Here is a 14,611-nt window from a genome sequence, read left to right on the forward strand (position 1 = left end):
AGCTCTTTTAAGGACTTTGAAAAAAGCATTTTCGAGAAAAAGCTTGTAACGACAGCTGGATTAAGGCCCGACAAATTTAAAGAATTTTACTCGCATTTACAACAACTGTTTGCTTGCTCATACCAATAGTTATTGGAAACTGCCCGCAACTACAAAAAATAACCCGAAAATTGAATTTAATTTTCGGGCTACCTCATTTTGATTTGAGTTAATTAATCCACGTTATCGTGTAAATATGAGTTGTTTGAACGCAACTGCAAATCGTTATTGCTGTCTGTTCCAACAGATATTCTTGAATTTGTTGTATTCAATTGATTGTTTGAGATGTCAATTCCTAATCTTTTGTACGCAGGTTCTTTTTCATACTCATCAATTTTAGAAACATTATTATGAAACTTATAATTGAATTCTTTTAACTTTTTTCTTCTTTCATCAGCTCTCATTCGCAACGATTCTTCGATTGTCATTTCAGTCGCAGAAATGTCTTCAAAATCAACCGTCGTATTGTCAAATCGCTCTACATGTTTCATTGTAATATTTAATTCAGCCGGAACAACAAATTCTGGTGATTTTGCAACTGGCTTAGTTATGAAATCAGGCTCCGCTTCCATGTATTCTTCCAAAGAATATTTTATAATTCCGTTTTCTGACAATTCGGTTACGGGAACAAACTGAACTGCTTCATTTACTTTAATTTCACACGTTTCATTTGTTAGTTCAAACATCACTTTGTTTTCCTCAACTTGCGCTACCGGCTCTGTTTTAAAAAGCGGCAAATCAAACGAGAACGTCGTTTGCTCTTGTCTTTCAACTACTTTCGGCTGTACCGCTTTTACTTCCGCTACAGGAGATGAAAAAGTGAAATCAATATCTGTAATTGGAGAAACGATTTCGAAAGTAATATCTAAATTTTTAATAAATTCAGACATAACGATTAATTCATCATTATTGATTGTTGGCGCAGTAACAACAGGTTCCGGCACAACAACTGTATCTTCGACTAAATCAAAAACAATTCTGTCATTTGAGTTAGAAACCGGTGAAGATTCCATATTAAAATCAAATCCAGCAACGGTTTTGTTACTTAAATTGTGCACACTTCTTTGTTCATCCTCAAGTGTGTGAATTATTTTTTTTGGTTCCGTATTGACGATTCCATTTTGTTGTTCAATATCAAAACCTGTAGCAATGATAGTTACTGCAATTGAGTCTCCAAGAGATTCATCTTCACCAACTCCCATGATAATATTAGCATTATGACCCGCTTCAATTTGAATATGATCATTGATTTCTCCAATTTCGTCAATCGTGATTTCATTAGTTCCAGAAACGATAAGCAACAATACGTTTTTGGCACCTGTAATTTTATTATCATTTAACAAAGGAGAATCCAAGGCTGCAACAATAGCTTCCTTAGCTCTATTTTCACCTGATGAAATAGAAGACCCCATAATAGCCGTCCCGCTATTATACAATACTGTTTTAGCATCTCGTAAATCGATATTTTGAGTATAGTGATGCGTAATTACTTCAGCAATTCCTCTTGAGGCTGTCGCCAAAACTTCATCTGCTTTTGAAAACCCGGCTTTGAAACCAAGATTTCCGTATACTTCTCTTAATTTATTGTTGTTGATAACGATTAATGAATCAACTTGCTTGCGTAATTTTTCGATACCAATCAAGGCTTGTTCCTGACGGACTTTCCCTTCAAAAAGGAAAGGCAATGTCACAATTCCAACCGTAAGAATATCTCTTTCTTTAGCCAATTGTGCAATTACAGGTGCTGCACCAGTTCCAGTTCCACCACCCATACCGGCAGTAATGAAAACCATTTTAGTATTGCGGTCCAACATTTTTTCAATCTCGGAAATACTTTCAATAGCAGATTGCTGTCCTACATCAGGGTTTGCTCCTGCACCAAGTCCTTCTGTCAAATGTACTCCCAACTGAATTTTATTAGGCACAGAACTGCTCTGCAAAGCTTGAGAATCCGTATTACATACGATAAAATCCACCCCTTTAATTCCCTGCTTGAACATGTGATTTATGGCATTACTTCCACCTCCACCTACTCCTATAACTTTTATCACATTTGATTGGTTCTTTGGTAAATCAAATGAAATACTTCCAAATTCTGAGTCGCTCATCATTTTATTTGGTTTTTGAAATTGTTATATTAATCCTTATATTTTTCGGGGCTGCTCCCTCATTCTGCATTATCTAAAAAGTCTTTTATCTTGTCGACATAACGATCAAAGAAATTTCGCTGTATTCTGTTTACGGTAGAATTTTGTTTTTCACTCGCATTTTGATCTTCTTCCTTTACCGTTTCCGGAGCGTCATACACTGGAACCTGAACAACTGCCTGTCTGTAAACAGGGATTTTAGGTTGTTCCACGATATCCAATCTCACGGCGCTTTGTGTTTTATTCTCAATGCTTTTCATCACTAATCCTACTGCAGTTGCATACAAAGGACTTGAAATCTCTTCATCTGAATTTCCAGCCAGATGTTCGTTTGGATATCCAATTCTAGTATCCATTCCTGTGATATATTCCACTAACTGTTTAATATGTTTCAATTGTGCGCCACCGCCAGTAAGTACAATTCCTGCAATAAGTTTTTTACGAGGATCCTCGTGACCGTATGCTTTTACTTCGGTAAAAACTTGATCGACAATCTCCACAACACGGGCATGAATTATTTTAGAAAGATTTTTTAATGAAATCTCTTTTGGCTCTCTGCCTCTCAATCCCGGAATAGAAACAATTTCGTTGTCTTTATTTTCTCCCGGCCAAGCGGAACCAAATTTAACTTTAAGCAATTCAGCTTGCTTTTCAATTATTGAACAACCTTCTTTGATATCATCCGTAATCACATTTCCTCCAAAAGGAATTACTGCTGTATGACGAATAATACCATCTTTGAAAATAGCCAAATCAGTTGTTCCACCACCGATATCGATTAATGCAACTCCTGCTTCTTTTTCTTCCTGACTTAAAACGGCATCAGCAGAAGCTAAAGGCTCTAATGTCAAACCTGACAATTCAATTCCAGAACTTTGAATACATCTGCCTACATTTCGAATCGAAGAAGCCTGTCCGACTACAACATGAAAACTGGACTCTAATCTCCCGCCATACATTCCTATAGGCTCTTTTATTTCAGATTGTCCGTCAATTTTAAATTCCTGAGGCAATACGTGTATTATTTCTTCACCAGGTAACATTGCCAATTTATTGACTTGATCAATCAAAAGCTGAATATCATTCCCGCCAATAACTTCTTCGGGATTGTGTCTACTGATGTAATCAGTATGTTGAATACTGCGGATGTGTTGCCCCGCGATTCCCACTACAACATCTTTTATTTTAAAGCCTGAATTATTCTCTGCCTCTTGAATTGCTTGCTGTATTGACTGTATGGTTTGTGTGATGTTATTTACGACACCTCTAGCCACACCTAAACTTTTAGATTTTCCAACACCTAAAATTTCTAGTTTGCCATATTCATTCTTCTTGCCTATCATGGCAACAATTTTAGTCGTCCCAATATCTAGACCTACTGCAATATTCTCTTTTTCCATTATCTATTATTTAGTGCAAACTACTTGATCCGTAAATCGGAGGTCAATTTTTTTATATTTATATAACGAACTATCTAAAACTGCTTTTTGAAAAAAAGCTTTGTAATTTTTAAATTTACGCTCCACATTTATCAATTTACCAAAATCTATTTGATAATCAAAATTCCTGTTATGCATTTTTAAGCTTCCGTTAGGCATAATTTCAATTCCGATGATGTTTTTTTTCAAAAATGAATCATCATAAATTACGCGAAATAAGTCGGCTAAATCTTCGTTATTTTTATTATTTATCCCTCCTGAAACAAGTGGAACTCTCGCTGTAAAATTAGTTGACAACGGCATTCTATTTCCCTTATAATCAATATAAAAAGAATTGCCATCGGCAAAAACTCTAGCAACAGGAGTTTTTTGTTTTATCACCGCTTTTAGTATGCCATCAATACTCACAAATACATCTGATTTTTCAATCATTTCCTGCGCGTCGATAGCTCCTTCCAGTTTATTCAAATCTAAATTATCTTTTTGAATGCTGGATACTTCTTTGTTATTTTCTATTAACAATTTATTAACCGTTTCTTGTTTCACAAAAGGAGCGCTATCTCCTACAAAAACAATGACGGATTTTTTCAATTTCCTACTTCCATTTCGTTTTGACGTAAATGAAAATAGGAAAATAACCAACACGATCATTAGTAATAATCGAATATTTGTCCAATTAAAGAGTTTCATTTATCGCTTTTTTAATTGAAGGAACCAATTCTCCAATATCTCCCGCTCCAATAGTCACAATAATGGTTGCTGTACTTTCTAAAATTGCAGAAATCACATTATTTTTAGCAACAATTTTCTTGTTATTATTTGTCATTTTATCCATTAACCACTGTGAGGTAATTCCTTCCATAGGTTGTTCGCGAGCCGGATAAATATCTAATAAAACAACCTCATCAAAAGCAGATAAACTTTTAGCGAAATCATCGGCAAAATCTCTTGTTCTACTGAATAAGTGTGGTTGAAAAACTGCCAAAACTTTTTGGTTTGGATACAATTCCCTCACCGCTTGATGCACTGCATTTATCTCCGTAGGATGGTGTGCATAATCATCTATGTAAACTTTAGCATCTGTTTTAATCTGGTACGAAAATCTTCTTTTTATTCCTTTAAATGATGCTATGGCTTTTGAAATGGCATCAGTTGGGGTGCCGAATAAATTTGCCATTGCAATAGCCATTAGCGCATTCATTAAATTATGTTTTCCTGGCAATCCAAAATGCAAATCCTTCATTGTTTCAGACGGAGTCTGCACATCAAAAACATAACTGCCGTTCCCTATTCTGACATTAAATGCTTTATAAACTGCCTCTTCATTTACCGCGCAAATAACACCTTCTAACGGTAATTCTTTAGTTATAAAAAGCTTGCTTTTATCTTCAATTTTTGAAGCAAATTCTATGAAAGATTCTTGTAAAGCCTCGCTAGTTCCATAAATATCCAAATGATCTGCATCCATTGAGGTAATACAGGCAATATTAGGATGCAAATGCAGGAATGAACGATCAAATTCATCTGCTTCAACAACAGTTAATGTTTTTCCGCTTCCTATCAAATTAGAATTATAATTTTCGACTATTCCACCAATAAAGGCTGTGACATCAGCACCACTTTCGTGCAAAATATGCCCCAAAATTCCAGATGTTGTTGTTTTACCATGTGTTCCGGCTACCGCAAAACAAAAAGTGTCTTTGGTAATTAACCCTAAAACCTCGGCTCTCTTTTTTATTTCATAATCTCTTTCCAAAAAATAATTCCATTCTGAATGAGTGATTGGAACAGCAGGCGTGATAATCACCAAGGTATTTTCAATGTAAAAATCCTTTGGAATCAAATCAATATTATCTTCAAAATGAATTGTAATTCCGCTTTTCATCAATTCATTTGTAAGAACTGAAGGCGTTTTATCATATCCCGAAACTTGCTTACCCAAATTCTTGAAATAACGCGCAAGATTACTCATTCCGATGCCTCCGATTCCTATAAAATAGACATTATGTATTTGATTCAAATTCATTTTTGTATGTGTCTTTGGTCTGTTATCTTTTTTTTCTATTTAATCAACTTTACTATTTCATCAACAATTTGTTTTGTTGCTTCGGGCAAAGCCAACAGTTTTATATGTGCTCCCAATTGATTTTGCTTTTCCTGATCGTTCAGCAGGGATTCAAATACCGAACCAAATTGCGAATCAAGCTCCGATTCTTTTAGTAAAATCGCTCCTTTTTTATCAACAACAGCCTGAGCGTTTTTAGTCTGATGATCTTCAGCCACATTGGGAGATGGAATGAAAATTACCGGTTTACCCACAATACATAATTCCGAAACTGAAGAAGCTCCAGCACGGGAAATAATAACATCCGAAGCCGCGTACGCTAAATCCATCTTGTCAATGAAAAAGTGAACTTGGATATTTTCATTCTCTTCAAAACGCTTGTAATCTTCAAAATACAGTTTACCACATTGCCAAATCACTTGTACATTATGAGCAGCAAAAGTTAAAATCTCTTTCGCAATTAACTGATTTACTCTTCTCGAACCCAAACTTCCTCCTAAAACTAAAAGTGTTTTTTTATTAGGATCCAACTTAAAATAACGTATTGCCTCTTCTCTTTTACCGTCAATAGCAATTAAATCCTGACGTACTGGATTTCCGGTCAAAATCATTTTCTGCTTTGGAAAAAAACGTTCTAAATTTTCATAAGCAACACAAATTTTATTTGCATTCTTGCTCAACAATTTATTTGTAATTCCAGGATATGAATTTTGTTCTTGAATAACGGTAGGAATACCTGCAATCTCGGCTACCTGCAATAAAGGACCACTTGCAAATCCTCCAGTACCAATAACCACATCTGGTTTGAAATTCTTAATTATTGTTCTGGATTCCAATAAACTTGAAAGAAGTTTAACAGGGAAAAGCGCATTATCAAGGGTTATTCTTCTTTGCAATCCTGCAATCCAAAGTCCAATGATTTTGTAACCAGCCTGAGGAACTTTTTGCATTTCCATTTTATCTTTGGCACCAACAAAAAGAAATTCTGCATCTGGAAATCGAGATTTTAATTCATTTGCAATAGCAATTGCCGGATAAATATGTCCTCCCGTTCCGCCACCGCTTAATATGAATCGATACTGTTTCATTTCTTTTTAAGTTACTGAGTTGTATTTTTTTAAACTACTGTACGAATAAATTATTTATTTAATACTGCCTGCATTGGATTTGTAGCTTTATCTTCAATAGAATATTCTCCGGCTATAGCACCTTCCTCATCTAATTCCCTGTCAATTAATTTTTGAAGGGCTTCTTCCCTTTTGGCAGCATCTTTTAATTCCTGCGCAATTTCTTCTTCCTTTTTGGTCACACTGATAATAATCCCAAGTGCAAAACAGGTCATCCAGATAGAACTTCCTCCAGTACTTATCAATGGCAACGTTTGCCCAGTTACTGGTAATAGTTCTACCGCAACAGCCATGTTTACCATTGCCTGGAATATCATGGGGAAACCCAACCCAACCACTACTAATTTTCCAAAAAGGGATTTGGCTTTATGTGAAGCAATTACAAATCGAAACAGCAGCAATAAATACAATGCTAGAACTCCTAAACCTCCTATGAGCCCATACTCTTCGACAATTATCGCAAAAATAAAATCGGAAGATGATTGTGGCAGAAAGTTCTTTTGGATACTTTTCCCCGGACCTAAACCGTATATTTTTCCCGAAGCGATCGCAATTTTAGCTTTTTCTATTTGATAATCATCTTCGCCTGGTTTATCACTGGTAAAATTATCAATACGGTTTATCCAAGTATCAACCCGGTTAGGAAATGCATCTGGAAATGCTTTAGCAATAAGAATGAAAAAAGCCAAAAAAACTATTCCTGAACCCACAACAATTCCAATGTAACGCAATGGATATTTACCAATAAAAACTAACATTAATACCATCGAAAAAATCAATGCCGTTGTAGAAAAATTAGCCGGTAAAATAAATAGTAACGTAACGAATACCGGAACCCAAAGCTCCCAAACTGAAGACTTAAAATCAATAGGAACTTCTCTTGTTTTAGACAGATAGCGGGCAACAAATATAAACAAAACCATTGCCGCCAATGTTGAAGTTTGAAACGTAACCCCAATAAATGGCACCTGAATCCATCGGCTCGCGTTAGCACCGGCAATTACTGTTCCCTTTACTAATGTGTATGCCAATAATACCCAAACGATATACAGTGCTCCTTTAGAAACAGCCTTAAAATAATGATACGGTATTTTGTGCACCATAAAAATTATGGTGAAACCAATACCAATATGCATGATATGCTTTACCAAATAACCTAATGTATTCCCATTTCCCTGACCAATGTAGGCCAAATTACTGCTCGCACTAAAAACAGGCATAAACGAAAACAAGGCCAATAAGGCCACAAATGACCAAATTCCTTTATCCCCTTTTAAATTGTTTATTAGTTGTTTCATTTTTTATTTGTTTAAAGTTTTTATGTTTAAAATTTAAAGTTTTTCAACCTTGCGATTTAAACCTTAAACATTTCTATAAATTCTTAACGGCCTGTTTGAACTGCTGTCCTCTGTCTTCGTAGTTTTCAAATAAATCGAAACTGGCGCAAGCTGGTGATAATAAAACGGTATCGCCTTTTTCTGATAATCGTTGTGCCATTCGCACTGCATCATTCATATTAGCTACTTCAATCATCATATCGACCACATTCCCAAAAACATCGATAATTTTCTTGTTATCTACTCCAAGGCAAATAATAGCTTTTACTTTCTCACGAACTAATGACATCAATTCATTGTAATCATTTCCTTTATCAACTCCACCAACAATCCAAACTGTAGGCGTATTCATACTGTCTAAAGCAAAAAAAGTAGCATTTACATTCGTTGCTTTTGAATCGTTAATGTATTGAACGTTCTGGATTTTCAAAACTTTCTCAAGACGGTGTTCTACTCCTTGAAAATTAGAAAGACTCTCTCGAATTGTAGCCTTTCGTATTTGCATTAATTTTGCCACAGAGGTTGCTGCCATTGCATTTTTCATATTATGTTTTCCTTCTAAAGCAATGTGTTCTGTGTCCATTGTAAACTCTTCTTGATTGATCTTTATTTCCATTTTATTGTTTTTTAAATAAGCCCCTTCGCTGAAAGTTTTAGTCAATGAAAAAGGAATTAATTTTGCTTTTGTTGTGTGTGTTTTGAACCAATTGTTCATGGCTTCATCATCCCCGTCATATATGAGGTAATCGTCCTCAGTTTGATTCATCGTAATTCTAAATTTTGAATCAATATAATTTTCATATTTATAATCGTATCGATCTAAATGATCTGGACTGATGTTTGTAATGATGGCGATGTGCGGTTTAAAATTCACTATTCCGTCCAGTTGAAAACTACTCAACTCCAGTACATAGGAATCGTATTTATTATCAGCAATTTGCCAGGCAAAACTCTTACCTATATTTCCTCCAAGTCCTACATTTAATCCTGCTGATTTCAGCAAATGATGCGTGAGCATGGTCGTAGTTGTTTTTCCGTTACTGCCGGTAATTCCTATAATTGTTGCATCAGTAAAAGGTGCCGCAAATTCAATTTCTGAAATTACTGAAATTCCTTTTTTCAAAAGCATTTTAACTATTGGAGATTTATCCGGAATTCCGGGACTTTTCATAACTACATCTGCATTTAGAATCAAATCTTCCGTATGCTTCTCCTCTTCCCAGGCTATTCCATTTATAATAAGAACCTCTTTGTAATTTTCTTTTATTTTTCCAAAATCAGACACAAAAACTTCATATCCTTTTTTCTTACCCAAAATCGCAGTTCCAACACCGCTTTCTCCTCCTCCTAAAATCACTAGTCTCATGTTATCTCAATTTTAAAGTGACAATTGACAATATGGCCAGCATGATAGCAACAATCCAAAAACGGGTGACAATTTTACTTTCGTGATATCCTTTTTTCTGATAATGATGATGTAAAGGCGACATTAGAAATATTCTTCGGCCTTCGCCAAAGCGTTTCTTTGTATACTTAAAATAACTTACCTGAAGCACTACTGAGAAATTTTCGACCAGAAAAATTCCGCACAATAATGGAATCAGCATTTCTTTACGAACCGCTATTGCAAGAACCGCAATAATTCCGCCTATAGTCAAACTCCCTGTATCGCCCATAAATACCGATGCCGGATATGAGTTATACCAAAGAAATCCTATCAATGATCCCACAAATGCGGCTATAAAAACCGTCATTTCCCCTGAATTAGGGATGTACATAATATTCAGATAATTCGAGAAAATAATATTCCCCGAAACGAATGTAAATATTCCTAGAGCCAGCACTGAAATAGCTGATGTTCCCGCAGCCAAGCCGTCAATACCATCGGTTAGATTAGCGCCGTTAGAAACTGCGGTAATGATAAAAATCACCACTGGAATAAAAATTAACCAAGCCCATTTTTCATATCCTTCACCTGTCCAAGCCAGTAATTCCGCATAGTCAAATTCGTTATTTTTGAAGAAAGGAATTGTCGTTGCCGTAGATTTTTCTTCCATTGGCGCTGGCAAAATCACAGTTTCTGTTGGCATTCTAAAAATATCTGACGTAGAAGTATCCGTACGAACCGTCACACCTGCGTGAAAATAAAGAACAATCCCTACAATTAAACCCAAACCAACTTGCCCAACAACTTTGAAAATTCCTTTTAAACCTTCTTTATCTTTTTTGAAAATTTTAATGTAATCATCAATAAATCCAATTGTCCCCATCCAAAGTGTGGTAACAATCAACAAAACAATATATATGTTATGCAATTTTGCAAAAAGAACAACTGGAACCAAAGTGGCAAATATGATGATTAATCCACCCATCGTTGGTGTTCCCGCTTTTTCGTTTTGACCTGCTAAACCAAGTTCACGAACAGTTTCTCCCACTTGTTGTCTTTGCAAAAAACGGATGATTCTTTTCCCATAAATGGTTGACAAAAGCAAAGACAGCAAAAATGCTAATGCTGATCTAAAAGTGATATACTGAAATACACCGGTGCCCGGTACATCCAATGTTTTGTCTAAATATTCAAATAAATAATACAGCATATTTCTTTATTTTTGGAGTTGGTCTAATATCTCTTTTACTATTTTCATGTCGTCAAAATCATGACGAACACCATTTATTTCCTGATATGTCTCATGCCCTTTCCCGGCAATTAAAATAATATCATTGGGCTGCGCTAATTGACATGCCGTTTTTATAGCTTGTTTTCTGTCGGTTATGGTCAACACTTTTTTATAATTCTGAGGAGCAACACCTTGTTCCATTTCAGTAATAATTACTTGAGGATCTTCATTTCTTGGATTATCCGAAGTGAAAATTGCTTTGTCACTTAAATCCGATCCAATGGCAGCCATAATTGGTCGCTTGGTTTTGTCTCTATTTCCTCCGCAACCTACAACCGTGATTAGTTGTTCGTTTTTGGTACGAATGTCATTGATGGTTTTTAGCACATTTTCTAATGCATCCGGTGTATGCGCATAATCCACAATCGCCGTAATATTTGAAGCCGAAACAATAAATTGAAAACGTCCTGAAACACTTTCTAAATCAGACAACAAGCGAAGTACTTCTAAACTTTCCATTCCCAATTCAATCGCAGTTCCATAAATAGCCAATAAATTATAGGCATTAAATGTTCCAATCAGTTTTACCCAAACTTCATTTCCGTTTATTTTCAACAACAAACCTGACAACTGATTTTCGAGAATTTGAGCCTTATAATCGGCATACGATTTTAAAGCATAAGTCAATTTTTTTGCCGCAGTATTCTGCAACATCACTTGCCCATTTCTATCATCAATATTGGATAATACAAAGGCTGTCTTAGGCAAATTATCAAAGAATGATTTTTTTACATCTCTATATTCTGCAAAAGTTGGATGATAATCCAAATGGTCGTGAGACAAATTGGTAAAAATTCCACCTACAAAATGCAATGCTTCCGTTCTTTTTTGATGAATTCCATGAGAACTTACTTCCATAAAACAGTACTCAATCCCGTTTTTGACCATTTCTTTCAGATAATGATTTATCGTAATTGAATCTGGAGTCGTGTGTGTCGCTTTATATTCTATTTCATCAACCAATATTTTGACTGTCGAAAGTAATCCTACCTTAAAACCTGCTTTTTTAAACAATTGGTACAATAAAGAAGCAATGGTAGTTTTACCGTTTGTTCCTGTTATTCCAACCAATTTCAAGTTTTGAGATGGATCCCCGAAATAATTTGCAGCCATAAATGCCAGCGCTGAATTAGTATCTTTAACCTGAACATAGGTAATTCCTTTGACAATATTTTCTGGAAATGTATCGCATACAATGGCAACAGCTCCTCGCTGAATTGCTTTTTCAATAAAATCATGACCATCTGAAATAGAACCACGAATAGCCACAAAAATATCATTAGCCTCAATTTTTCTAGAATCAAAATCCATTTTATTGATAGCAATATCCGTCGAACCTTTTACAGCTTCGGTAGCTACTTTGTACAATATATCTTTTAGTATACTCATGATAATTCCAATAGTATCGTTGTATTTTTTACTAAATTCTGTCCCGCTTGTAACGATTGTTTTTTGACCTTTCCAACTCCAATTACTTTTACTCTCAATCCTAAATTCCCCAATAAAGCAACAGCATCCATTCCGGACATTCCTTTTAAATTTGGAATTAAATGTTGTTTCTTTTGGGTTTTTACAAAATAGGAATCGTAATTACTTTCTTGTTTTGGAATCTTTCTGTCTAAGTTTTTAATTTCATTCGTCGAAGGCGCATCGGTAAAAATCTTTTGTGCAATCCTTTTAAAAACTGGCCCTGCCACATCTGCACCATAATAATTATTGAGTGCAGTACTAGGCTTGTGCACTACAACTATACAGGAATACATCGGTTTATCTGCCGGAAAATAACCCACAAAAGACGAAGCATAATATTTTCCAACTCCTCCAGCCTTTCCGTAATTTACTTGTGCTGTCCCTGTTTTACCTGCCATAGAAAAATCTTTAGAATACAGTTTTGAACCCGTTCCCTTTTTTACAACATTGGCCAGAACTGCCTTTAATTTTGAAATAGTTTCTGGCGAGCAAATCCTCGGATTTAAAACTTCTTTCTCATATTTCTTGATGGTTCTGTTCCATTCTTTGATTTCAGAAACAAATTGAGGCTTTACCATTTCCCCATCATTGGCTACTGCATTATAAAAAGCCAGTGTTTGCATGGGAGTAATAGAAACACCATATCCAAAAGCCATCCAAGGAAGCGAAATATTTGACCAATTCTTATCACTTGGCTGTGGTATATAAGGTCTTCCTTCCCCTTTAATCGAAAGTCCTAATGGTTTATTTAATCCGAAATTATTAAGATGATTTACAAATTTTGAAGGCTCTTCTTTATACGCATTGTACACCGCTTGAACCAAAACCGTATTAGATGAAAGTTCAAAGCCTCGCGCTAAAGAAATTTTTCCGTAACCGCCTTCATGTGAATCGCGCACTTTTTTTCCGGAATACATGATAACACCGCCTTTACTGTCATAAACTGAACTGGTATCCGCCTTTTTATCTTCAAGCAGAGCCATTAAATCTGCTAATTTATAGGTAGAACCCGGCTCATGCGATTCGGCTACTGCATAATTTGTAGTTTCATAATAAGTTCCGTCTTTCGCTCTTCCCAGATTAGAAATTGCTTTTACATGACCTGTTTTTGTTTCCATAACAACTACACAACCATGATCAGCCTGATATAATTCCAATTGTTTTAGCAAAGCATGATGTGCTATATCCTGAACGTAAACATCAATGGTCGATATGACATCATACCCATCTTGAGGATCTATTTCATTGATATCGCGAATGGGTTTCCACTGCCCTTTTGCTATTTTTTGCTTTAAAATCTTACCGTCTTTTCCATTCAGATATTTTCTAAAAGCCCATTCGATTCCTTTTCCATCGAGTGATTCGCCGTGAGAAGTTCGTTCGTAACCTACGGTACGTTCCGCGATTTTCCCAATCGGATGTTCTCTTACGGTTTCTTGTTCAATTATAATTCCTCCCTTGTAAGCACCCAAATTGAACAATGGAAATCCTTTTATTTTAAAATATTGCGTGTAACTCAAATTACGAGCTATCAAGTAATATCTATTTTTATTTGCTCTGGCTTTTCGCAATTCGTTTTCGAAAAAACCAGATGACTTTCCTAAAATAGTAGCCAATGAATCCGAAAGTGATTTAACATTTTTTTCAAAAGATTCGGCTTTTGGAGCCATAGCATCAAAACGGATTTCATAGTTCGGGATTGAAGTAGCCAAAAGGCTTCCATCCGCAGAATAAATATTTCCTTTATTAGCAGGAATCACAAAATTTCTAACGGTTCTTTCTTTAGCTAACTTTCTGTAATAGTCGCCTTCAACCCACTGAATATTTGTTAATTTTACAGCAATTGCTATGGCCATCAAAAAAATGACAAAAGCTACCAGATAAATTCTGTAGGATATGTATTTATCTTCTACTGCCATATTTTTTCTAAAAGATTTTTCTCTTTTTCTTTTTTAACTTTTATTTTGAAAGGTGGAACTGTTGATGGAAAAATTTTTTTTTCTATCATTTTTTCAGAAACAGTCGATTCCATTTTTAATTTCATTAACTCGGAACGTCTGTCAACAAATTCAGAACGCAATTCTTTAACTTTATTGGTCAACTCCGCAATCTTAAAAACTTTTTGCTCAAATCGCTGGGTATTTGCAATCATAACGATAGCCAAAAGAATTATAAAAACGATGAAACGCCAATTTTTAACCGCATCATCATTGATAAGAAACCTTGCTTTTAATAGGCTGTAAACTCCGTTTTTCATAAGTCTTCTCCCCGATTCTCTCCCAAGGAAAGGGCACCGGGATGTTAAAAAT

11 protein-coding genes are annotated in these 14,611 nt (G+C 35.3%); all 11 read right to left on the bottom strand.

Going from position 1 to position 14,611, the window contains the following annotated elements; all coding sequences use genetic code 11:
• Positions 1 to 212: 212 nt before the first annotated feature.
• The 11 genes from ftsZ to ACP7AQ_RS14345 all read right to left on the bottom strand — a co-directional run bounded on the left by ftsZ (position 213) and on the right by ACP7AQ_RS14345 (position 14,559).
• Positions 213 to 2,150 carry a cell division protein FtsZ gene (gene ftsZ / locus ACP7AQ_RS14295; protein ID WP_426095937.1) on the bottom strand — a complete coding sequence of 646 codons (1,938 nt, stop codon included), beginning with the start codon at positions 2,148 to 2,150 and terminating at the stop codon, positions 213 to 215.
• Between the two features lie 56 nt (positions 2,151 to 2,206).
• Positions 2,207 to 3,586, bottom strand: a complete 1,380-nt coding sequence (gene ftsA / locus ACP7AQ_RS14300) for a cell division protein FtsA (RefSeq protein ID WP_426095938.1) — start codon at positions 3,584 to 3,586, stop codon at positions 2,207 to 2,209.
• Between the two features lie 6 nt (positions 3,587 to 3,592).
• Positions 3,593 to 4,315 carry a cell division protein FtsQ/DivIB gene (locus ACP7AQ_RS14305; protein ID WP_426095939.1) on the bottom strand — a complete coding sequence of 241 codons (723 nt, stop codon included), beginning with the start codon at positions 4,313 to 4,315 and terminating at the stop codon, positions 3,593 to 3,595.
• The gene (murC, locus tag ACP7AQ_RS14310; RefSeq protein ID WP_426095940.1) at positions 4,302 to 5,651 is read right to left on the bottom strand and encodes a UDP-N-acetylmuramate--L-alanine ligase; all 1,350 of its coding nucleotides are present in this window, start codon (positions 5,649 to 5,651) and stop codon (positions 4,302 to 4,304) included. Before murC ends, ACP7AQ_RS14305 begins: the two co-directional genes overlap by 14 nt.
• Positions 5,652 to 5,686: 35 nt before the next feature.
• Complete coding sequence (gene murG, locus ACP7AQ_RS14315) at positions 5,687 to 6,778, bottom strand: undecaprenyldiphospho-muramoylpentapeptide beta-N-acetylglucosaminyltransferase (RefSeq protein WP_426095941.1); 1,092 nt, start codon at positions 6,776 to 6,778, stop codon at positions 5,687 to 5,689.
• Positions 6,779 to 6,828: 50 nt separating this feature from the next.
• Entirely contained in the window at positions 6,829 to 8,115 is a 1,287-nt protein-coding gene (locus tag ACP7AQ_RS14320; RefSeq protein ID WP_426095942.1) for an FtsW/RodA/SpoVE family cell cycle protein, read from the bottom strand.
• Between the two features lie 73 nt (positions 8,116 to 8,188).
• Positions 8,189 to 9,520 carry a UDP-N-acetylmuramoyl-L-alanine--D-glutamate ligase gene (murD, locus tag ACP7AQ_RS14325; RefSeq protein WP_426095943.1) on the bottom strand — a complete coding sequence of 444 codons (1,332 nt, stop codon included), beginning with the start codon at positions 9,518 to 9,520 and terminating at the stop codon, positions 8,189 to 8,191.
• 1 nt (position 9,521) lies between these two features.
• Positions 9,522 to 10,751: a phospho-N-acetylmuramoyl-pentapeptide-transferase gene (mraY, locus tag ACP7AQ_RS14330; protein WP_426095944.1), complete on the bottom strand. Its 1,230-nt coding sequence runs from the start codon at positions 10,749 to 10,751 to the stop codon at positions 9,522 to 9,524.
• Between the two features lie 6 nt (positions 10,752 to 10,757).
• Positions 10,758 to 12,221, bottom strand: coding sequence for a UDP-N-acetylmuramoyl-L-alanyl-D-glutamate--2,6-diaminopimelate ligase (locus tag ACP7AQ_RS14335; RefSeq protein WP_426095945.1), 1,464 nt, complete (start codon positions 12,219 to 12,221; stop codon positions 10,758 to 10,760).
• Positions 12,218 to 14,221, bottom strand: a complete 2,004-nt coding sequence (locus tag ACP7AQ_RS14340; protein WP_426095946.1) for a penicillin-binding protein — start codon at positions 14,219 to 14,221, stop codon at positions 12,218 to 12,220. Before ACP7AQ_RS14340 ends, ACP7AQ_RS14335 begins: the two co-directional genes overlap by 4 nt.
• A complete protein-coding gene (locus ACP7AQ_RS14345; RefSeq protein WP_426064178.1) occupies positions 14,212 to 14,559 on the bottom strand; it encodes an FtsL-like putative cell division protein in 348 nt (115 codons plus the stop codon). Before ACP7AQ_RS14345 ends, ACP7AQ_RS14340 begins: the two co-directional genes overlap by 10 nt.
• Between the last annotated feature and the right edge of the window lie 52 nt (positions 14,560 to 14,611).

The organism is Flavobacterium sp. DSR2-3-3 (genome assembly GCF_049896585.1).
GTDB lineage: Bacteria > Bacteroidota > Bacteroidia > Flavobacteriales > Flavobacteriaceae > Flavobacterium.

Bases quoted from the DNA above. Each gene is read 5' to 3' on its own strand.
- ftsZ (WP_426095937.1), bottom strand. From the start codon at position 2,150: ATGATGAGCGACTCAGAATTTGGAAGTATTTCATTTGATTTACCAAAG.
- ftsA (WP_426095938.1), bottom strand. From the start codon at position 3,586: ATGGAAAAAGAGAATATTGCAGTAGGTCTAGATATTGGGACGACTAAA.
- ACP7AQ_RS14305 (WP_426095939.1), bottom strand. From the start codon at position 4,315: ATGAAACTCTTTAATTGGACAAATATTCGATTATTACTAATGATCGTG.
- murC (WP_426095940.1), bottom strand. From the start codon at position 5,651: ATGAATTTGAATCAAATACATAATGTCTATTTTATAGGAATCGGAGGC.
- murG (WP_426095941.1), bottom strand. From the start codon at position 6,778: ATGAAACAGTATCGATTCATATTAAGCGGTGGCGGAACGGGAGGACAT.
- ACP7AQ_RS14320 (WP_426095942.1), bottom strand. From the start codon at position 8,115: ATGAAACAACTAATAAACAATTTAAAAGGGGATAAAGGAATTTGGTCA.
- murD (WP_426095943.1), bottom strand. From the start codon at position 9,520: ATGAGACTAGTGATTTTAGGAGGAGGAGAAAGCGGTGTTGGAACTGCG.
- mraY (WP_426095944.1), bottom strand. From the start codon at position 10,751: ATGCTGTATTATTTATTTGAATATTTAGACAAAACATTGGATGTACCG.
- ACP7AQ_RS14335 (WP_426095945.1), bottom strand. From the start codon at position 12,221: ATGAGTATACTAAAAGATATATTGTACAAAGTAGCTACCGAAGCTGTA.
- ACP7AQ_RS14340 (WP_426095946.1), bottom strand. From the start codon at position 14,221: ATGGCAGTAGAAGATAAATACATATCCTACAGAATTTATCTGGTAGCT.
- ACP7AQ_RS14345 (WP_426064178.1), bottom strand. From the start codon at position 14,559: ATGAAAAACGGAGTTTACAGCCTATTAAAAGCAAGGTTTCTTATCAAT.